The organism is Salinimicrobium sediminis, from assembly GCF_900215295.1.
Lineage (GTDB): Bacteria > Bacteroidota > Bacteroidia > Flavobacteriales > Flavobacteriaceae > Salinimicrobium > Salinimicrobium sediminis.
Genome location: NZ_OCMF01000001.1, coordinates 780,486 through 801,570 on the forward strand (window position 1 = coordinate 780,486; position 21,085 = coordinate 801,570).

21 protein-coding genes are annotated in these 21,085 nt (G+C 42.5%); 10 read left to right on the plus strand and 11 right to left on the minus strand.

Annotation, left to right across the window (positions count from 1 at the left end; genetic code table 11):
• The 4 genes from CRO16_RS03585 (at position 1) to CRO16_RS03600 (ending at position 4,351) form a co-directional block, all read left to right on the plus strand.
• The gene (locus CRO16_RS03585; RefSeq protein WP_097054960.1) at positions 1-729 is read left to right on the plus strand and encodes a metallophosphoesterase family protein; all 729 of its coding nucleotides are present in this window, start codon (positions 1-3) and stop codon (positions 727-729) included.
• A gap of 96 nt (positions 730-825) precedes the next feature.
• A complete protein-coding gene (locus CRO16_RS03590) occupies positions 826-1,830 on the plus strand; it encodes an acyl-ACP desaturase (protein WP_097054961.1) in 1,005 nt (334 codons plus the stop codon).
• 312 nt (positions 1,831-2,142) lie between these two features.
• Positions 2,143-3,261 (plus strand): alkene reductase, encoded by a 1,119-nt coding sequence (locus CRO16_RS03595; RefSeq protein ID WP_097054962.1) that lies wholly within the window; start codon positions 2,143-2,145, stop codon positions 3,259-3,261.
• 148 nt (positions 3,262-3,409) lie between these two features.
• Positions 3,410-4,351 carry an EamA family transporter gene (locus tag CRO16_RS03600; RefSeq protein ID WP_097054963.1) on the plus strand — a complete coding sequence of 314 codons (942 nt, stop codon included), beginning with the start codon at positions 3,410-3,412 and terminating at the stop codon, positions 4,349-4,351.
• 40 nt (positions 4,352-4,391) lie between these two features.
• Here the strand turns inward: CRO16_RS03600 and CRO16_RS03605 are convergent, their stop codons facing one another.
• From CRO16_RS03605 to CRO16_RS03630, 6 genes are all read right to left on the minus strand, one after another.
• Complete coding sequence (locus CRO16_RS03605) at positions 4,392-4,736, minus strand: hypothetical protein (protein ID WP_097054964.1); 345 nt, start codon at positions 4,734-4,736, stop codon at positions 4,392-4,394.
• Positions 4,737-4,783: 47 nt separating this feature from the next.
• Positions 4,784-4,855, minus strand: coding sequence for a hypothetical protein (locus CRO16_RS16440; protein WP_394341389.1), 72 nt, complete (start codon positions 4,853-4,855; stop codon positions 4,784-4,786).
• Positions 4,856-4,927: 72 nt separating this feature from the next.
• Positions 4,928-5,284, minus strand: coding sequence for a T9SS type A sorting domain-containing protein (locus tag CRO16_RS03615; RefSeq protein ID WP_143544408.1), 357 nt, complete (start codon positions 5,282-5,284; stop codon positions 4,928-4,930).
• A 151-nt stretch (positions 5,285-5,435) separates the two neighbouring features.
• Positions 5,436-6,011 (minus strand): nuclear transport factor 2 family protein, encoded by a 576-nt coding sequence (locus CRO16_RS03620; RefSeq protein WP_097054966.1) that lies wholly within the window; start codon positions 6,009-6,011, stop codon positions 5,436-5,438.
• Positions 6,012-6,239: 228 nt separating this feature from the next.
• Positions 6,240-7,799, minus strand: a complete 1,560-nt coding sequence (gene amaB / locus CRO16_RS03625; RefSeq protein ID WP_097055767.1) for an L-piperidine-6-carboxylate dehydrogenase — start codon at positions 7,797-7,799, stop codon at positions 6,240-6,242.
• A 77-nt stretch (positions 7,800-7,876) separates the two neighbouring features.
• On the minus strand, positions 7,877-8,398 hold the full coding sequence (locus CRO16_RS03630) for a 3-hydroxyanthranilate 3,4-dioxygenase (protein ID WP_097054967.1): 522 nt from the start codon (positions 8,396-8,398) through the stop codon (positions 7,877-7,879).
• Positions 8,399-8,516: 118 nt separating this feature from the next.
• On the opposite strand from CRO16_RS03630, the gene CRO16_RS03635 reads away from it, so the two are divergent.
• From CRO16_RS03635 to CRO16_RS03655, 5 genes are all read left to right on the plus strand, one after another.
• On the plus strand, positions 8,517-9,593 hold the full coding sequence (locus CRO16_RS03635) for an isoaspartyl peptidase/L-asparaginase family protein (protein WP_097054968.1): 1,077 nt from the start codon (positions 8,517-8,519) through the stop codon (positions 9,591-9,593).
• Positions 9,594-9,734: 141 nt separating this feature from the next.
• Positions 9,735-10,229, plus strand: coding sequence for a GbsR/MarR family transcriptional regulator (locus CRO16_RS03640; protein WP_097054969.1), 495 nt, complete (start codon positions 9,735-9,737; stop codon positions 10,227-10,229).
• Positions 10,230-10,242: 13 nt separating this feature from the next.
• A complete protein-coding gene (locus tag CRO16_RS03645; protein WP_097054970.1) occupies positions 10,243-11,361 on the plus strand; it encodes an efflux RND transporter periplasmic adaptor subunit in 1,119 nt (372 codons plus the stop codon).
• A gap of 9 nt (positions 11,362-11,370) precedes the next feature.
• On the plus strand, positions 11,371-14,514 hold the full coding sequence (locus CRO16_RS03650) for an efflux RND transporter permease subunit (protein WP_097054971.1): 3,144 nt from the start codon (positions 11,371-11,373) through the stop codon (positions 14,512-14,514).
• Between the two features lie 11 nt (positions 14,515-14,525).
• Positions 14,526-15,926: an efflux transporter outer membrane subunit gene (locus CRO16_RS03655; protein ID WP_097054972.1), complete on the plus strand. Its 1,401-nt coding sequence runs from the start codon at positions 14,526-14,528 to the stop codon at positions 15,924-15,926.
• A 58-nt stretch (positions 15,927-15,984) separates the two neighbouring features.
• Here CRO16_RS03655 and CRO16_RS03660 read toward each other — a convergent pair whose 3' ends face one another.
• The 3 genes from CRO16_RS03660 to CRO16_RS03670 are packed head-to-tail and all read right to left on the minus strand — an operon-like array spanning position 15,985 to position 17,649.
• A complete protein-coding gene (locus CRO16_RS03660; RefSeq protein WP_097054973.1) occupies positions 15,985-16,488 on the minus strand; it encodes a YciI family protein in 504 nt (167 codons plus the stop codon).
• Positions 16,485-16,970 carry a CYTH domain-containing protein gene (locus tag CRO16_RS03665; RefSeq protein ID WP_097054974.1) on the minus strand — a complete coding sequence of 162 codons (486 nt, stop codon included), beginning with the start codon at positions 16,968-16,970 and terminating at the stop codon, positions 16,485-16,487. Before CRO16_RS03665 ends, CRO16_RS03660 begins: the two co-directional genes overlap by 4 nt.
• A gap of 16 nt (positions 16,971-16,986) precedes the next feature.
• Complete coding sequence (locus tag CRO16_RS03670) at positions 16,987-17,649, minus strand: NAD(P)H-binding protein (RefSeq protein ID WP_097054975.1); 663 nt, start codon at positions 17,647-17,649, stop codon at positions 16,987-16,989.
• Positions 17,650-17,784: 135 nt separating this feature from the next.
• Between CRO16_RS03670 and dinB the strand changes: the two genes are divergently transcribed.
• Complete coding sequence (gene dinB / locus CRO16_RS03675; protein ID WP_097054976.1) at positions 17,785-18,882, plus strand: DNA polymerase IV; 1,098 nt, start codon at positions 17,785-17,787, stop codon at positions 18,880-18,882.
• A 175-nt stretch (positions 18,883-19,057) separates the two neighbouring features.
• Here dinB and pyk read toward each other — a convergent pair whose 3' ends face one another.
• Together pyk and CRO16_RS03685 are read right to left on the minus strand one after the other, a co-directional pair.
• Positions 19,058-20,488 carry a pyruvate kinase gene (pyk, locus tag CRO16_RS03680; protein ID WP_097054977.1) on the minus strand — a complete coding sequence of 477 codons (1,431 nt, stop codon included), beginning with the start codon at positions 20,486-20,488 and terminating at the stop codon, positions 19,058-19,060.
• Positions 20,489-20,977: an IPExxxVDY family protein gene (locus tag CRO16_RS03685; RefSeq protein WP_097054978.1), complete on the minus strand. Its 489-nt coding sequence runs from the start codon at positions 20,975-20,977 to the stop codon at positions 20,489-20,491.
• Positions 20,978-21,085 lie beyond the last annotated feature (108 nt).

The following is a 21,085-nucleotide window of genomic DNA, read 5'->3' on the forward strand; positions in this document are numbered from 1 at the left end:
ATGGGAAGGAAGCTTGTTATAGGAGATATACATGGAGGGCTCAAAGCGCTGGTACAACTGCTGGAACGGGCTAAGGTAACGCCCGAAGATGAACTCATTTTCCTGGGAGATTACGTGGATGGATGGAGTGATTCGGCAAATGTGGTTTCCTATCTAATAGAATTCTCCAAACAGAATACTTGCATTTTTTTACGTGGAAACCACGACGATCTCACTCATCGCTGGTTAAAAGATGGCGAATTGAATGACCAGTGGCTACAGCATGGCGGGCAATCCAGTATTGATGCCTACCGCCAGTTTTCTGAAGAAGAAAAGCAGGCGCATATTAAATTTTTTGAACAGATGGTGAATTATTATATCGATAAGGAGAACCGCCTCTTTGTCCACGCCGGATTCACCAATCAACGGGGTCCTGAAAATGAATATACTCCCACTCCTTTCTATTGGGACCGTACACTATGGGAGATGGCAATGTCCCTGGACCCAAACCTAAAGCCGGGGGACACCAATTATCCCAAACGCCTGGAACTATTCAAAATGATATTTATAGGACACACTCCTGTTACCCGAATAGGAAAAGATAAACCCGTTAATTTTGCTAACGTCTATAACGTGGATACCGGTGCAGCTTTTATGGGGAAATTATCATTGATGGATGTTGATTCCCTTGAAATTATCCAGAGTGATCCTGTTCATGAACTATATCCAGAAGAATCGGGAAGAAATTAAGATTATTTTTAAATCCCACCGTAATTAACTTCTTATCTTTGTAGATTACCAAAGTCATAATGGTGCGGTAATTGCCCTTACAATTAAAATTAAGATATGGCCCTAGAGAATATTCGATTAGAAGTAATGAAGACGGTAGAGAAATCTATTGATGATTTCGTTGAGAAATACCTGATTCCTGTAGAAGACATTTGGCAGCCTACAGACCTTTTGCCTCATTCCCAGAATGAAAATTTCTTTGAAGAGGTCAGACAAATACGAGAGGAAGCCACAGAGCTGGGATATGATTTTTGGGTAGTTCTTGTTGCCGATATGGTTACCGAAGAAGCTTTACCTACCTATGAATCCTGGTTGATGGATATGGAAGGAGTTGAACAACACGGCGCTTCAAAAGGAAATCAAAACGGGTGGGCAAAATGGATACGTCACTGGACCGGGGAGGAAAACCGCCACGGGGACACCCTGAATAAATATCTTTATCTCTCTGGAAGGGTCAACATGAGGGAAATTGAAAAAACCACCCAGTATCTCATTAATGACGGTTTTGACATAGGTACCGGAAGAGATCCTTACCGTAATTTCGTCTATACCAGTTTCCAGGAACTGGCTACCAATATTTCTCATAAGAGAGTGGGGCAGCTTGCCCGTCAAAAAGGGAATAAAATGCTTGCAAAGATGTGTAACATTATTGCCGGAGATGAAATGCGTCACCACCTTGCTTACCGCGAATTTGTGAAAACCATTTTTGAATATGACCCAAGTGAGATGATGTTGGCTTTCGAGGACATGATGAAGAAGAAGATCGTCATGCCGGCTCAGTTCATCAGGGAATCAGGTCAGGGAATTGGTGAAGCTTTTGAAAACTTTTCAAATGCAGCTCAAAGGCTGGGAGTGTATACCACTCAGGATTACATAGATATTCTGCAAAAACTAAATGAATACTGGGAGATCGATAAGATGACCTCACTTACAGATAAAGCTGAAAAAGCAAGAGATTACCTTATGAAGCTTCCGGACAGAATGACCAGGATCGCTGAAAGAATTAAAGTGCCACAGGACCAGTACCAGTTCGCCTGGGTCAGCCCAAACGGAACTCTTTAAAATATTCATCCCCGCAATAGCGGGGATTTTTTTTACCGCCCTTGACGAAACTCAAAAATTTCATTTCTCCAATATATCCTTTCCTAAAACAAATAAAGGTCTGTAGAGTTATGACGGTCTTTTTTGACTCCTAAACAGAATCCCCGGATCCCACTTAACAACTTCTTAACGAGTTTATATAACATACATCAACTAACGCTCCAACCCCGATGGTGTAAATTTGTCATTCAATTCACAGATGATAATTAACATTCTTCGGGACCTTTTTGACGTATTTAAAAGACCTCCAAAGGAAAAATAAAAATAAATTTTATGAGCAAGAAACAAGCTTTACTACAAGCCTACAATATGAATGGCCTTGAATTGCCTAACAGGGTGGTTATGGCTCCCATGACCAGAAGCAGGGCCGATAATGCCGGTAACAAACCCACAGCAGATCTTCACGGAGAGTACTATAAGCAACGTGCAAGTGCGGGATTGATTATTGCTGAAGGTTCACAGATTTCAGAAAAAGCTGTAGGCTATATAAATACTCCTGGAATTTACACGGAAGAGCAAGTAAAAGGCTGGAAAGAAGTGACCCGCAAGGTACATGAAGCTAATGGCCGGATTTTTCTTCAGCTGTGGCATGTGGGCAGAATGTCTCATCCCGATTTCCATGACGGAGAACTGCCTTTGGCTCCCTCGGCCATTAATCCAAACGATAAATCCTTTACTCCCGAAGGTTTCAAAGAAACTGTTACTCCAAAAGAGATGAGTATAGGAGAGATCAAAGAAACTATTGAAGATTTTAAAAAAGCCGCAGAAAATGCAATGAAGGCAGGATTTGATGGGGTTGAGATCCATGCGTCCAACGGCTATTTGCTTCACCAGTTCTTTAATGGCACTTCCAATACCCGAAGTGATGAATATGGAGGCAGTATAGAAAAAAGAACCAGGATCCTCTTTGATGTTTTAGATGCCATAAAAGAGGTAGTGCCAGAGAATAAAATAGGAATTCGCCTTAACCCCTCTTTACATGACAGTTTTGGAATGACCCTTGACGAAGAAACCATCCCGGGCTTTGATCACATAGTTCAAAAATTAAATGACTACAATCTGGCATATTTACACCTTTCGGAACCTTTTACAGATGTATCTGAAGTACCTTATGCCGAAACTCAGATTGCCAAACGATATAGCCCAATGTATAACGGTACAATCATTATAAATGGCGGCTTTGACCGGGAAAGCGGAAATAAAGTAATAGAAGAAGGCAATGCTCATCTTGTTGCTTACGGAAGGCCATATATTTCCAATCCCGATCTTGTAGAGCGTTTTGAACAAAATGTTCCGTTAAGCGAATTCGACCAGGAAACCTTTTACTCTCCCGGTAAAGAAGGTTATCTAACTTATGAAGCAAAAACAACCAGGACGGAAGTGCTTCAATAAAATATGCCCCCTTATTTTGAGACCCGCCTCCCCCCAGGCGGGTTTTTTTATTAAAATAGTTTATGAGAGCTTTTGATTATTATTTTAAAATCGGGGGATTGGCAACAGCAGCCGGTTTTTGCCTAAGTTTGCACTGCAAATCTTCAGCATGAGTCAGCCTAAAAATCCGGTTTTTATTATTCTTGCCTTTTTCGCTATTTATGTGATCTGGGGATCTACATACCTGCTTAACAAGATCGCTGTTTCTGAACTTTCACCTTTTATGCTGGCTGCTATACGATTTACCATTGCTGGCCTGCTCATTTTTAGTATCAGCAAATCCATGGGTAGAAGTTTACGGCTTACCCGGGCCCAGTTTTTCAATACTATAATTGCAGGATTTCTTTTTCTGGCCTTCGGAAACGGAGTTGTGGTTTGGGCTTTAAGATTTGTAGACAGCGGCTTTGCAGCTTTAGTGATCTCTGCCCAGCCTCTGGTAGTGCTTTTGTTCATGCGGATATTTGAAGGCAAGAAGATCCTGCCCATGTCTATGGTGGGAGTTGGCCTGGGATTGATAGGAATTTATCTTCTGGTAAGCCAGAAGGAAGTTACCTCCCAGGAAAATTCCATCCTGGGGATCATAATGATCTTTGCCTGTCTTCTAAGCTGGTCTTACGGAAGCCTTTTCGTGGGGAAGGCGAATTTGCCCACTAATCATTTCGTCAACACCGGCTACCAAATGTTCACCGCCGGTATCATTTTAGGCGTGGCCAGTCTTGCCTTTGACGAACCCTGGCTTTATCCCACCGACTGGAGCACCCCCGTGCTGTGGTCTATGCTGCTATTGATCATTTTTGGAAGTATAGTAGCCTTTACTGCTTTTAATTATCTGCTGAAGATCGTTTCACCCGAAAAAGTGGCGACCTCTACTTATGTGAATCCCGTGATCGCCATGATCCTGGGATGGTATTTCCTGGAGGAACAGATCACTACTCAGTCCGCCATTGCAGCTGCAGTACTTTTAACGGGTGTTTACTTTATCAATACCAAAAAGAAACTGGTAGTGCTTTCCAGATTTACAAGCAGGGCGGCAGAGAAAGTTGAAGATTAGCTCCAGGTTTTAGGTTTTGTTTATCCCCCCGGAATTTTTCTCAGTTTAACCTTAAAAACTGCCACTTTAATTCCAGTAAAGGTTCTAATTCCAACGAGCCTTCAACTGACTTTTTCTCTTCAATGAATTTAAATAATCGGGTATTTTTTTCTGTGAATGATAGATTATAGGACTTGACGAAATTAAAGTTAATTAAGGATTTCGAAAAATTTCGATCGTCTACAAGGATGGTTTCCATATTTCTTTCTGAATCGGCAGAAATTCTTAAAAGAGGATGATTCTGAAGTTCGGTTTCAGATTGAAAGGTGTTTTTGGTTAAAGATCTTTCCTGACCAAAAGCTAAAACCGGCAGGAAGATTATCACAAAAAAGAATTTTTTTTTCATACCTATATAGGTTTTAGCATTCAGGTAGAAGTTACCGATTTCACTTTTTAGGATCTCCCCATCAACAAGTAAACTATGGAACCCATGATATTGAAAAATATCACCGGCACCCAGATCAATTTAATATTCCCGGGAAAATTCTAAAATACGAATTACCTGCCTCTTTGTAATATTTTTTTTTAAATGAGAGTTTAATCTACCACTGAAAAATTCTTCGAAAACTTATTTTTTCCTTTCACTATGGTAAAGGTGTAATCCCCCCGAACAAATCTCCTATCCAATGAAATGCTCAATTGCTCCCTTCCTTTCACCGGGATCATGAGGTACTTTTTTCCGCTCATATCGTGGATAATAAGCACTGCATCTGTTAAGGATTGATCCAAAAATTCCACATTCAACTCGGTTGTTGCAGGGTTGGGACTGAGAAAAAAGTTTTCATTGTTAACAGGTGAGCCTGCAGAATCGAGTTTAGAGGATTTCATTAGAGATTCTGAAGGATTGAAACCCCACGCGATAGTGACTAGCACCATCAAAAGAATAGTTTTCATATCATTCCTTTTAATTAAGGAGGTATGAAGTGCCGGGGGAAGTAGGTTTAGGGCAGGGGATTGAAATCTGCAATTAAATTCCGAAAGATGCTGAATATAAGCGATAGGGGAATTCCCTTAATTTATATTCGGAATCTATGTTTTATTTAAATTATTTTTTCGCTACGATCTCAAGCACGTTGGCATTTACGGTATTGAGGATAGGTGTTCTATCGTAGTATGTGTAATAGCGATCAATAAGGCTGTCCTCATTGAAGTGAGTTGCAAAATGCATTCGAACACTCACCGGTTGCCCGTTATAAACCATTTCATTGGAAAAGTAAGCCAGTACAAGTACTCCGGTCAAACCTGAATAATTGAGCTTTTTATTTGCTTTCACAGGAATCTGAACGGGATTGGTAAAGGTCATTTTCTCTATTCCCGATTCATTTTTCCAATTCTTCCACCAGTTCAAAACTTCCTCCTTACCAACCAGGATAGTTCGGGTATTTGCATCTCCATCAGGGAAAAAATACTGTACATCATCAGCCAGCATTTCTCCCCAGGCTTCATAATCCAGGGCCGCCATTTTATCCATCGCCTCCATATTGATTTCTGAAAACTTTTCAGAAGCCACTTCATAATTGGACAGGTCATCTGTAACAGGAACCTGTTTTGGTTCTTCTTGTCTGTCATTACAGGAAAAGATCAATAACATTCCTGCAATTAATGCGATTATCTTTTTCATGGTCAAAATATTTATTTTCCCGGCAGTGCCTTAAGTCCTATAAAGATAGTACAAATTACCCATAGTTAATGCTTCATTTCGCTGAAAATGAATGCATTGTGGATATCATTTTACAAAAATCCATGCTCTGTTCAGATAATTTTTTTGTTGCATTATTCATTCTGAAGCATAAAAAACCCGCTTCTCTCGAAGCGGGTTTTCTCAATTCTCCTTACTTACCACCTAAACCTACAGGTCAAATTTGATTCCCTGTGCCAGAGGCAATTCAGTAGTATAGTTGATAGTATTGGTTTGTCGGCGCATATAGATCTTCCAGGCATCTGATCCTGATTCTCTACCGCCACCGGTCTCTTTTTCACCTCCAAAGGCGCCACCAATTTCAGCTCCCGAAGTTCCAATGTTTACGTTTGCAATTCCGCAGTCTGATCCTTCCACAGAAAGGAATCTTTCGGCCTCTCGTAGATTATTAGTCATGATCGCAGAAGACAACCCTTGTTTCACCCCGTTTTGCAGAGCCAGAGCATTTTCAATATCACCACTGTATTTCATAAGGTAAAGCACCGGTGCAAAAGTTTCGTGTTGTACGATCTCATATTCATTCTGTGCTTCGGCAATCGCAGGTTTAACATAGCAGCCACTTTCATAGCCTTCACCTTCCAGCACTCCGCCTTCCACGATAACTTTTCCTCCTTCTTCTACAACTTTGTCTAAGGCAGCCTGATAGTTTTTCACGGCATCCTTATCGATTAGCGGACCAACATGATTGTTCTCATCCAACGGATTTCCAATTCGCAGTTGCTTATAAGCCGCTACAATAGCATCCTTCACCTTGTCATAAACATCTTCATGTACAATTAGTCTTCGCGTGGAAGTACAGCGTTGTCCGCAGGTTCCTACCGCTCCAAAAACGGCACCTATAACAGTATTTTTAATATTGGCATCGGGAGTCACAATAATTGCGTTGTTACCACCTAATTCAAGAAGGGATTTTCCAAGTCTTGCAGCTACTGCCTGTGCAACTATTTTTCCCATTCTTATGGAACCTGTAGCTGAAATCAATGGTACCCGCTCGTCCTTACTCAGCATTTCTCCCACTCTATAATCTCCGGTGATCAAACAAGAAATTCCTTCAGGTAGACCGGCATCGTTAAACACGCGGGCAGCAATATTCTGACAGGCAACAGAAGTTAATGGGGTCTTTTCTGAACCTTTCCATACACACACATCTCCGCACACCCAGGCCAGGGCTGTATTCCAGGACCATACGGCTACGGGAAAATTAAAGGCCGAGATAATTCCAACTATTCCAAGGGGATGGTATTGTTCGTACATCCTATGTCCCGGACGTTCAGAATGCATGGTAAGTCCATGCAGCTGCCGGCTCAATCCAACTGCAAAATCACAGATATCGATCATCTCCTGCACCTCGCCCAAACCTTCCTGGTAAGATTTTCCCATCTCATAGGAAACCAGTTTTCCCAGCGGTTCCTTTAACCTCCTAAGCTCTTCATTGAACTTGCGCACAATCTCACCTCTTTGTGGAGAAGGCATGGTTCTCCAGGTCTTGAAGGCTTTTGATGCGGTTTCTATCACCCGGTCGTAATCTTCTCTGGTGGTGGATTTCACTTTTCCAATTAAGGCTCCATCCACCGGCGAATATGATTCGATCACCTCTCCATTAGAAAACCATTCCTGGCCTGTAGAAGTTCCGTTATTTACCTGGTCAACATTGAGACCCAAATCTTGCAAAGCTTGATTTATTCCGAATTTTTCAGCTATTGAACTCATTCTTGTTGTTGTTTTATTTGTATTTGTTTGGATTCCTGCGAATATAAAAAAATTAAAACGGATAGGCTTCCGCAGACCTATTCCGGTTTTTCCATCACGGTGCCGCAATTGTTACAGGTGCGCAATTCTTCACTACTATAGAAATGATTAAAATGCTTGTGAAAATCATTTTCAATGTTGTTCAGCGGGAAATAAACTTCATAAAGTTTATTGTTGCAGTTTTCACAGAACCACAACAGGCCGTCTTTAGCATTAAGATCTGCCCTTTTTCGCTCCACAACAAGGCCTATTGAACCTGCAGTCCTTTCCGGAGAATGCGGCACTTTACCGGGATGCAGGTACATATCCCCGGGACCTAGCTCAAAAGTCCTTTTTTTGCCGTCTTCCTGGATGTGGACCTTGATATTTCCCTCCAATTGATAAAACAATTCTTCAGTTTCATTATAGTGATAGTCCTTTCTCGAATTCGGTCCGCCTACCACCATAACTATATAATCCTGGCCTTCAGGATAAATACTTTTATTGCTAACGGGCGGTTTTAGGCTCTCCCGGTTTTGAGCGATCCACTGGTTGAGATTAAAAGGTTTTGCTATTGACATTTTTGAAGTTTTAGAAGCTTAAAATTACGGATTCTTTTTCTGAAGGCAGTCGCTTCGGAAGCTACTTGCTGCTGAATGAAGGTTTTTCCTTAACTTTCCTGCTGAAAATTTACAACCCATGAAAAAAATCCTTCTCCTTTTAGCCTTTTTTGGCACCCTTGCTTGTAATAATGCTTCCGAAGAAAAGTCTGTAGATCCCGAAGCTCCTGAAACAACTTCAGAAGAAAAAGATACCGTTCCAAATTTCGGAATAGTGATCCACGGTGGCGCGGGGACTATTCTGAAAGAGAATATGAGCGACAGCCTTGAAAAAGAATACAGAGCAAAATTGGAGGAAGCTATTCGTACAGGGCACCAAATACTTGCCAATGGCGGTACTGCCCTTGAAGCTGTTCAACGAACCATTAATGTTATGGAAGATTCGCCACTTTTCAATGCAGGTAAAGGTGCGGTCTTTACCAATGAAGGGACGAATGAACTTGATGCTTCCATCATGGACGGCTCTAATCTTAATGCCGGGGCCGTAGCCGGTGTAACCACCATAAAAAACCCGATTAACCTTGCCTATGAGGTAATGGTAAATTCTGAACATGTGATGTTGGGTGGTAAAGGCGCCGAACAATTTGCAAAGGAACAGGGAATTGAGATCGTAGATCCTCAATATTTCTACACCGAAAACAGGTACCAGAGTTTACAGCGCATCAGAGAAAAGGAAAAGACCGAGTTAGATCACGATAGCCAAAAAACGGCTTTTGTTGATCCATTTATTAAAGATTCAAAATTTGGTACCGTAGGCTGTGCCGCTCTTGACAAGCATGGGAATCTTGCTGCGGGAACTTCGACCGGGGGCATGACCAACAAGAGATACAACAGGATTGGAGATGCTCCAATAATTGGAGCGGGTACATACGCAAATAATAGAACTGCTGCTATTTCCAGCACAGGCTGGGGAGAGTTCTTTATTCGCGGAATGGTAGCTTATGATATTTCGGCACTAATAGAATATAAAGGCCTTAGTCTTGAAGAAGCAGCAAAAGAAGTGATCCAGAAAAAAATTCCGGCACTGGGAGGTGACGGAGGTATTATCGCTATAGACCATAAAGGTAATGTTGCCATGGAATTCAACACTGCAGGAATGTACCGGGCAAAAATGAACAGAGAGGGAGAGCTGGAAATAGGAATCTATGGAGAATAATTCCTCAGAAAGATTTTTCAAAAACCGCCCTAAAAGGCGGTTTTTTTTATTCCCGCTATTAACAAAAATTTAAGGTTCTATTGGTTCGGAAAAATCAGAACTAAATGTATTTTTGCAGCTTCGTATTTCAGAAAAAAGAGAATGGATCTAGGGATTGAACGCAAGAATTTAATAGAAGAGCTGGGAGTGCACCTGGAGGGAGATCATTTAGCCCCTCTTGCTGCACGCATTTTAGCCACGTTGATCCTTTCAGGAAAAAAAGGGGTGACCTTTGAGGAACTGGTGAATGAATTAAATGCGGGTAAAAGTACAGTGTCTACTCATCTTGACCATCTTCAAAACACTAATCGGGTCACTTATTTCACCAAACCCGGGGAGCGAAAGAGATATTTTATAATTGATCCCAATCTCATTCTTAATGTGATGGAGGAAATGCTCAACAAATGGGAGAAGGAAAGAAAACTGCACATAAAGATAAGGAATTATAAAGAAGAATCTAACCTGCAGGCTGCAAAGACAGGTGATTTTCAGTTCGACCTGGAATTTCAGGAAGATTACCTCACTTTTTTAAATGAAACCTCTACTGCGGTCCAAAAATTAAAAACCAGGCTTCTGGCCAGATATAACGAAAATTAGATACTTGAACATAATGAAGAAAATAAGCTTTTCAGCAATTATATTAAGCAGCCTGTTATGGGTTTCCTGCCAGGATAATGAAGCGGGACAGGCACAGGCCGGAGGTGCTGCACCCTTTCCGGTGATCGAGATTCCCGAAAGAACGGTGACAGGCTTTACCTCCTATCCTGTGAGTATTGAAGGAACGGTATCAAGTGGAGTCAGGGCTAAAGTGTCCGGGTATATCACCGGGGTTTTAGTAGATGAAGGAGAAAAAGTGCGAAAAGGTCAGACCCTCTTTAGATTAGAGACTCAAACTTTAAACCAGGAGGCAGGCGCTGCAAAAGCCAATGTCAATGCTGCACAGGTGGAGGTTGACAAATTAAAACCCCTGGTGGAAAAAGGTATCATAAGCCCGGTGCAGCTGGAAACTGCAAAAGCCAGGTTGGAACAGGCCAAAGCCGGCTATAGTAGTATCGCTGCAAGTATAGATTATGCCAATATCAAAAGCCCGGTTGATGGATACGTGGGGGCAATAAATTTTAGGGAAGGTTCTTTGGTAAGCCCGGGAGATCCTACTCCGCTTACCACAGTTTCAGATATTGATGAGGTGTATGCTTTCTTTTCAATGAACGAAAGGGATTATCTCAATTTTATTCAAAATGCTGAAGGGGAGGATATTTCTCAAAAAATAGAAAATTTCCCTGCGGTACAGCTTGAGTTGGTGAATGGAGAGATCTATTCTGAAGAAGGAGAGATCCAGACCGTCACAGGCCAAATCGATCCTACCACAGGAACAGTAGGGTTTAGAGCTGTTTTCTCTAATCCTAACCGGATCCTGGCCAGCGGTAACAGCGGAAGGATCAGGATTCCCAGGACCTATGAGGATGTGCCGGTTATTCCTGAATCGGCTTCCTTTGAACAACAGGGGATCGTGTATGTTTATGGCGTGCAGGGGGATTCTATGGCGGTTTCAGTACCTATAAAAGTTCTTGACCGGGTTCAAAATCTGATTGTAGTGCGTGAGGGAGTGAAAAAAGGTGATAAGATCGTTGCGCAGGGCGTGGGGAAATTAAGGAACAATACCCCAATTACACCTCAACCCATACCATTCGATAGTATTGCAAGGTCAATAACCCCAATTTTTAAATAGTCAATAAAAATGCTTAAGACCTTTATAGAGAGACCTGTATTATCTACAGTAGTTTCCATTGTAATAGTTATCCTGGGAATTTTAGCCATCACCACCCTGCCGGTAACTCAATATCCTGATATCGCGCCACCAACGGTGCAGGTATCTGCAAATTATCCCGGTGCCAATGCTGCTACGGTTTTGGAAAGTGTGATCATTCCCATTGAAGAACAGATCAACGGGGTTGAAGGAATGGATTATATTACATCTACCGCCAGCAATAACGGAAGTGCAGGCATTCAGGTGTTTTTCAAACAGGGAGTAGATCCCGATATTGCCTCGGTGAACGTGCAGAATCGTGTTGCCCGTGCCACTCCATTGTTACCAAGGGAGGTAACTCAAAGTGGGGTAACTACTCAGAAACAGCAAACCAGTGCCCTAATGTTTTTCACTGTTGTTTCTGAAAATGAGGCCTATGATGCGACCTTCATTCAGAATTACCTCAACATTAATGTAATTCCTGAACTCAAAAGGGTAAATGGTGTGGGGGATGTAAACGTTTTTGGGGCCAAGACCTATGCTATGCGGGTGTGGTTACAACCCGAAAAAATGGCTGCATATAATCTTATTCCGGCAGATGTTATTGGAGCTATTAACGAACAAAGCCAGGAGGCTGCAGCAGGATCTCTCGGTCAAAACAATGCTGAAGCTTTTGAATATGTAATTCGGTATAGCGGTCGTTACAGTACAGAAGAAGAGTATAACAATATTGTCATCAAGGCCCTCGATAACGGAAGATTCTTAAGGCTGCAGGATGTTGCCCAGGTTGAACTCGATGCCCAGGGCTATAATGTAATTTCTTTCACCGATGGTAACCCGGGAGTAAGTATGGGGGTTTATCAGACTCCAGGCTCGAATGCACAGGAGATCATCGAGAATATCCATGAAAAACTGGACGAGCTGGAACAGAATTTCCCTACCGGACTCGAGGTGAAGGTGAATTTTGACTCTAATGAATTCCTGAATGCTTCGATTAATAAGGTGGTACTTACCATTTTAGAAGCTTTCCTGCTGGTATTCCTTGTAGTGTTCATCTTTCTCCAGGATTTCAAGTCTACTTTGATTCCGGCAATAGCAGTTCCTGTTTCTATTATCGGAACTTTCTTTTTCCTGAATCTGTTCGGTTACTCCATCAACCTGTTAACACTATTTGCGCTGGTGCTTGCCATTGGGATCGTTGTTGATGATGCCATTGTAGTGGTAGAAGCTGTTCACGCCAAGTTGGAAGAGGGTGCCGAAAATGCGAAACAGGCTACCCATACTGCCATGGAGGAAATTGCGGGGGCTATTGTTTCTATTACTTTGGTAATGGGGGCGGTGTTTATTCCGGTGACCTTTATTACAGGGCCAACAGGAGTTTTTTATGAGCAATTTGGAGTTACTCTCATGGTTGCCATCGCTATTTCTGCCATTAATGCTCTAACTTTAAGTCCGGCTCTTTGTGCACTGTTCCTGAAACCTCACCACGAGAAAGAAGGTAAAAGAAAAGGTTTTTTAAAAAGGTTCTTCTCTGCCTTTAATGTGGCTTTTGAAGCTACTACCAATAAATATATTAGATCGGTTTCTTTCCTGTACCGGCAAAAATGGATTACGGCAGTTATTATTCTTGCAGCCATTGGTGCGATTTTCTGGGCCTCTTCCACTACTCCAACGGGATTTGTCCCCGATGAAGACCGGGGAATGATCTTCGCCAATATTGAACTTCCTCCGGGAGCTTCCCTGGACAGGACAGCAGAAGTAACTGCGGAATTGAACAGACGTATTCAAGAGATTCCGGGAGTAGATGTGGTATCCCTGGTAAACGGGTTCAGCTTTTTGGGAGGTGCCGGAAGTAACTACGGGATAGGGTTTATACGCCTTGATGACTGGGATGAACGTACCGAAGAAGGGATGTCGGCAGAAGCCATAATCGGAAAGTTCTTTGGAGCTGCGGCCGGAATAAGCGATGCTAATATTCTCTTTTTTCAGCCCCCTAGTGTACCCGGATTTGGAGCCTCTTCGGGATTTGAGATGAAGGTGCTTGACCGCACAGGTGGCAGCTTTGAAGATCTTGACAGTGCTACCAAAAATTATCTGGCAGATCTTTCGGCTAGGCCGGAGATCCTTTATGCCCAAAGTTCTTTTAATACCAATTATCCTCAATACGAGATCGACCTTAATGTGCCTAAAGCGAAGGAAGCAGGAGTAGAAATAAGCACCATTTTCTCTACTCTTCAGTCTTACATAGGTTCTGTATATGCAGCAGATTTTGCCCGATTCGGAAAACAGTACCGGGTGTTCGTGCAGGCTTTGCCAGAAGACAGGGCTACAGTAGATGACCTGAATTCTATTTTTGTAAGAAATTCGAGAGGAGAAATGGCGCCAATTACTCAATTTGTCACTTTGAGCAGGGTTTACGGACCCCAATCTGTGACCAGGTTCAACCTTTTTAATTCAGCGAGTGTCAATGGGGCCGCGGCACCGGGATATTCTTCGGGAGATGCCATTGCTGCCGTGCAGGAAGTGGGAACCGGTTCCCTGCCTGAAGGCTTTGATATAGGATTTTCAGGATTAACAAGAGAGGAGATCTCTGCAGGAGATCAAACCACGTTCATCTTCCTGTTGAGTATTCTTTTTGTGTTCTTCATCCTCGCAGCACAATACGAAAGTTATTTGCTGCCGCTGGCGGTACTGCTTTCTTTACCTGTGGGAGTAATGGGGGCCTATGTTACCACTGCCCTTACAGGCCTGGAGAATAACATCTATTTCCAGATCGCGCTGATCATCCTGTTGGGATTACTTGCGAAAAATGCCATTTTGATCGTGGAATTTGCCATACAACGACGTAATGCAGGGAACTCCATAGTGGATTCGGCAATGGGAGCTGCAAGAGCCAGGTTACGACCAATCCTTATGACCTCCTTTGCCTTTATTGTAGGACTTCTTCCCCTGGTTTTTGCTTCGGGTACAGGGGCTGCAGGAAACCGTTCTATAGGTACCGGTGCCGTAGGTGGATTGCTAATTGGAACTATCCTTGGAATTTTTATTATTCCTATCCTGTTCATCCTGTTCCAGTGGCTTCAGGAGAAAGTAAGTGGAAAGCCTGAAGTTGTTTCTGGAGAACCGATCAATTAGAAAATTAGAAGATGAAAAGATTAAAAGTTTATAAATTCATCCTTGTTCCGGCAGTTCTACTTTCTTTGCAGTCCTGTTTTGTTGCCAAAGACTACCAAAGGCCACAGGTTATCGAAGATGAATTTTATCGTACAGACCGCCTTCCGCAGGACAGTTCCAATGTTAATGAGATCTCCTGGAGAGGAATGTTTACTGATCCCGTGCTTACTCAATACATTGAGGAAGGGCTGGAAAACAATATCGATATCCGCGTTGCCATTCAACAGATCGAAGCTGCACAGGCTTATGTGAAGCAGGGAAAAGCAGCATATTTCCCGACTCTTGGAGCGGGCGCAAATGTGACACACCAGGAACTCTCCGGCAACAGTCAGTTTGCGGCTCTTGGTAATACTTCAATCGACCAGTTTGACCTGACTGCAAACCTTTCCTGGGAAGCAGATATCTGGGGCAGAATAAGGAGTAACGACCTTGCAATGCAGGCGGCATACCTACAATCTGTAGCCGGGCATCAGGCTGTGAAGACAGAGCTTATCGCCAATATCGCATCGATATACTTCCGGTTGCTGGCTCTTGATGAGCAGCTTAGAATAACGGAGGAAACTATTGAGAACCGCGAAAGCAGCCTGGAAACTACGAGAGCTTTAAAAGAAGCCGGGGTCCTAACCGAAGTTGGGGTTCAGCAAACACAGGCGCAGCTTTACCGTGCACAGGCTGTACGGGTTGATTTGGTGAATAACATCAGGTTACTGGAAAATACCATGTCTATTCTTTTGGGAGATGCCCCACATGACATTCAAAGGACCAGCCTGGCAGAACAACAGATCACCACCGATCTAAAGATCGGGGTTCCAGCAGAACTGCTAAGGAACCGCCCCGATGTTATTGCCGCCGAGTATAATCTTGTCAATGCTTTTCAATACGTGAATGTCGCCCGCAGTAATTTTTATCCGTCCTTAAGATTGACTGCACAAGGAGGTTTTCAAAGTCTGGACCTTGCTGAGTTGCTTAATACAAATTCACTTTTTGCCAATATTGCCGGCTCTCTAACGCAGCCAATTTTTAACCAAAGACAAATTAGGACACAGTATGAGGTGGCGCAGGCACAGCAGGAGATCGCATTTCTTAACTTTAGAAGAGCTCTGATAACGGCTTCAAGAGAAGTCTCTGACGCGCTTTACAATTTCGAAGCTGCCGAAGAAACAATCCAACTTAAAACCCTGGAATTCGATTCTTACGATCTTGCTACCGATTATTCTGAAGAATTGCTTAACAATGGAATGGCAAATTACCTTGAAGTGTTGACTGCAAGAGAAAATGCTCTGAATGCAAGGCTTGAATTGATCAACGCAGAATTAAACCGACTTAACGCAATAGTCGATCTTTACCAGGCGCTTGGAGGCGGCCGGGAATAATTTCATGATTGGATTTTTAATTGTTGGACCGGCCCTGCCTTTTGGCGGGGCTGTTTTTTTATTCCAGTTTTCCCCCTTTTGCCGCCCACCATGGGTGGATCTCAACTTCCAACCTGCCGGCTTTAACCATCGGATCCATTTTCGCAAGGCTGTCGGCCACTTCTAAAGTTGGAGTATTATAAACGGCAATACCTCTAATCTCTCCGTCATTCCCCATAGGCCCGGCAAGGCTCATATAACCCTCGCTTGCCATACGGTTAAGATGCGCCATGTGTTGTTTCTGAAGTTCTGCCGCAGTAGCAGAATCCTGGCTCCTGTTTTTTCCGCTTTTTAGGAGAACAAGAAAATATTGTTGCATAAGGTGCTTTTCCCCGTCATCTTCATACACAAAAGTTTGATACCCCCGGTCCTTGAGATCTTCTGCCCTTTCCTCTATACTTGGAGGAACTGTATCGGGTTGCCGCACCTGCACTTCTTCAGGTGATTGTATCCCTCTAACGTCAGGATCTCCTTTGCAGGAAACAAGGACTGCTACAGCTGAAATGAGAATAATGCTTTTCATTTTATTCGATTTTGCCATTCTTTGAATGGAAATTTACTTAGGTATGAATTATAATATTTTTGGTTTCCGGTGACTTCGAGACCCACCCATTGGGGTTTCTCAAACATTTCATCTTCTTCAGAAAGTTCAACTTCAGCCAGTAAGAGCCCCTGGTTCTCTCCCAGAAATTCATCGGCTTCAAAAATGTGTTTTCCCACTCTTATTTCGTACCTGATCTTTTCAATAATCCCCGGCTCACACAACTTCAGTAAAGCTTCAGCCTCCTTCAATGCGATCTCCTTCTCCCATTCAAACCTGCTGAGCCCGTCGCTGCTGCTTTTGCCTTTAATGGTCAAAAACCCCTGTTCTCCCCTTATTCTTACCCTCACAGTACGCTCTGCTGCGGAATTTAAATAACCCTGGACGATCCTGGTTTTTCTGAAAGCATCCTTTCGAAAATCATAGTTCTCTAAAATGAGAAATTTTCTTTCTATTTCCTGCATCTTCAAAAATAGGATTTTACCTGAAGCTTTCTGCTATTTCCCGGATTTCCCCCGATTCAATTCGCACAGCAGCATATTTATGGTTTGCAACATAGATCATAGCATCGGCAATGGCAGCTGGATGAATGCTGCGATACTTTTTTAGCGGCCCTACAAGCAAATGGTTTCCAACCGACATTACCTTTTTCCATGCGGCTTCAAAAGGTCTTTTTTCTTCTCTTTTTCCGCCAATAAGCGATGGTTGCAAAATATAAGTATGTGGCACTTTTTGAGCAAGCACATCCCTTTCCATTTCTCCTTTAGTGCGATTGTAGAAGAATTTACTCTCAACATCGGCTCCCAGGGCAGAAATGACTATAAATGTCGGAATGTTATTCTTTTTAGCCAGTTTTGCAGCATTTACAGGAATTCCATAGTCGATTTTGTGATAAGTCTCCTCATTCGGCGTTTTTGCCTGAGTAGTCCCGATACAGCAAAAAACTTCATCGGCGATAAATTCTGCTTCATACTTTTCCAGTTCGAAAAGATCGATTAAATGTTCTTCAATTTTATCATTTTTGATACCTATAGGAGAACGGGAAAAGAGCTTGATCTTTGAATAGCGGCTATCTTCCAGCAGCTTTTCAAGAAGGATGCTTCCGGTAAGACCTGTAGCGCCAAGAATAATAGCTGTTTTCATAGAATAATTTTACCTGAAGGTACTGGATTTCAGCAGCAATTCAAAGAAAAAATATTTCTCCATAAAACTTCAGAAAAGCTTAATTCAGAAACATTCCCGGGGAAAAATAAGTCTGAAGTTCAGTATTTTTGCGAGGTGGAGAAGCTCAAACAGCGAAAGATCATACATGTAGACATGGACGCCTTTTATGCCTCGGTAGAACAGCTGGATAATCCCGAGTTGAGAGGCAAACCTATTGCTGTTGGAGGCAGTTCCCAACGTGGAGTTGTCGCAGCTGCCAGCTATGAAGCCCGTAAATTTGGGGTGAAGAGTGCCATGAGCAGCGTACTTGCCAAACGTAACTGCCCCGATCTCATTTTTGTCAAGCCAAGATTTGAGAGATACCGGGAAATTTCAAACCGTATTAGGGGGATCTTTTTTGAGTATACAGACCTGGTGGAGCCGCTTTCTTTGGATGAAGCTTACCTTGATGTAACCGAAAACAAAAAAGGAAATCCCAGTGCCACTCTAATTGCCCGGGAGATACGGGAGAAAATCAAGGAAAAGACAGGGCTAAATGCTTCCGCAGGGATATCTGTAAATAAATTCATCGCCAAAGTTGCCAGCGATATCAACAAACCTAACGGACAAAAGACCGTTAATCCTGAAGAAGTCGAAGTATTTTTAGAAAAGTTGGAGATAAGGAAATTCTACGGCGTGGGCAAAGTTACTGCCGATAAGATGTACCGCCTGGGCATTTTTACAGGGTATGACCTGAAGCAAAGGTCACTGGATTTTCTTAATGAACATTTTGGAAAGAGCGGCGAATACTATTACTGGGTGGTGCGCGGGATCCATAACAGCGAAGTAAAATCCTCCCGCATCAGGAAATCTTTAGGCGCAGAACACACTTTTGAAGAGAATATCTCTTCAGAGATCTTTATGCTGGAGCGGTTGGAAAATATTTCAGAAGAAATAGAAAGACGCCTGGCAAAGAGCAAAGTGGCGGGAAAGACCATAACTTTAAAGATAAAATACAGCGACTTTACCTTACAAACCCGCAGCAAAACCCTTTCATATTTTATCTCCTCAAAAGAACTCATTTTGGACACCACAAAAGAGCTGCTATACCAGGAAAAGATGAAGGAATCTGTAAGACTTCTTGGCATTTCCCTTTCAAATTTAAATACCGATAAAGAAGAGGAAAAGGAAGAAAAAAAGGAGATCGCGGTGCAGTTGAAGTTTGAGTTTTAATTTATTTGGACCTCTGCCCTACTAGAGTCAAGAATCAAGAATCAAGACTTAAAGTTGCGCGGTTCGGGTTGCAGTTCAAAATGTTGCAGGTTGCAAATTCAGAAATAGAAAAGCCACAAAGATCTTGTATCTGTGGCTTTATTCTATCTAAGATCTCAAGTCTAAGATCTAAAATCTATTCAATTTCCGAAATTCTCAGGGTATTCACCATTCCTTTGTTACTAATTGGCATGGCTGCAAGGTTGATAGCGAAATCTCCTTTTTCGACAAACCCATTTTCTCTGGCGATCCTGTTGATATCGTCAATAGTCTCATCTGTTGTTACCATCTTATCGTAATGAAAAGCGCGCACTCCCCAAAGCAGACTCAGCTGATTAAGGATTCTTTTATTGGAGGTAAAAACAAGGATATTGGATTCAGGTCTCCAGGCAGAGATCTGAAATGCAGTATATCCACTATTTGTAAGGGTACAGATAGCCTGAGCTTTGATCTCATTGGCCATATGCGCCGCATGATAACAAATTGATTTGGTAATATATCTTTTTGTACGTACATGTGGCGGCTCATGAGGCACTTTAATAAGCGGTGAATTCTCAACGCTCATAATGATCTGGCTCATTTTTTCGATCACCTGCACGGGATAATTCCCCACAGAAGTCTCTCCACTCAACATCACAGCATCTGCCCCATCCATTACAGAGTTAGCAACGTCATTAACCTCTGCACGTGTAGGCGTAAGGCTGGTGATCATAGTTTCCATCATTTGGGTAGCAATGATCACAGGAATTCGAGCCTTTTTAGCCTTTAACACCAGTTGCTTCTGAATAAGCGGAACTTCCTGCGCCGGAATTTCAACTCCCAGATCCCCTCGTGCTACCATGAGTCCGTCGCAATAGGCAACGATCTTGTCGATATTATCCACACCTTCAGGCTTTTCGATCTTCGCAATTATAGGGATCTTATGATCTGTATGTTCTTTAATTAAATTCTGAAGCTCCAGAAGGTCATCACTGTTCCTGACGAAAGAAAGGGCGATCCAGTCTACTTTCATTTTCACGGCGAAAATGGCATCTTCGATATCTTTTTCAGTAAGGGCAGGAAGCGAGATCTTGGTATTGGGAAGGTTTACACCTTTTTTGGATCTTAAAGGTCCTCCCTGCACTACTCTTGCTAAAACCTCATCCTTTTTGTTGGTTCTTACCACCTCAAAAATCAGTTTTCCGTCATCCAGCAGAATACGCTCCCCTGTCTGCACATCTTCGGGAAACTGGTCATAATTCATATAAACCCGGCTGGAGGTGCCTTCAAACTCTTCTCCTGTAGCGAAAGTGATCTCGTCGCCTTTGGAAACCACCACTTCCTCTTTCATTTTACCTACCCGTAGCTTTGGACCCTGCAGGTCGGCAAGAATAGCAGTAGTATATCCATGTTCCTCATTAAGCTCACGTATCATATCTATACGTTGCTTTACATCATCATAATTGGCATGAGAAAAATTGACCCTAAACACGTTTACACCTGCCTGCATCATCTCTCTCAGCACCTCTTTAGAACTTGTGGCGGGTCCAAGAGTGGCCACTATTTTTGTCTTTTTCGTATTCGGCATTTAGTCAAAAATTAAATTTTCTTTCGTTTTTATACGATCAAAATCAATTGCATAGGCAGTAGAAACCTGCTGAATTTCGAGAATTCGGGATATCACCAGTTTTTCTGACACAGCATCCAATTCATCCTCGATCTTCACCAAAAAATCTACCTGCTTAAACTCCGGTAATAAATAGGATTTTTTGACAGCCAAATGTTCTCCAAAAAGCAGAGAATCCTCACCCGAACCAGACATCGTTTCTCTCCTGGTAATATTGGATACCAGGTGATAACTGCAATATTTTTGTTGAACTTCATAAAAAAAATGAGCAAAAAGCACATGGTCATTCTCCATATGTAGATCAATGTCTTTTGGCGATCTGGCCAGCCTAAGGTTTAAATGCTTGTTTAACAGGTAAGCCAGCTTATAATCTTCTACCGAAGAATGTATAGCAATGAGCTTGTAGGGCTGTTCAAAAACTTCATCAAGAACCAGTTTATGCGCCGGCATATTGTATTTTCATCGAAGGTTAAAGATAAAGATTGTAAGGCAGATATGTAAATTTTAGAAACTAATTTTCCGAATTTATTACGAAATCGTTGTAGTTTCTGCTATTCT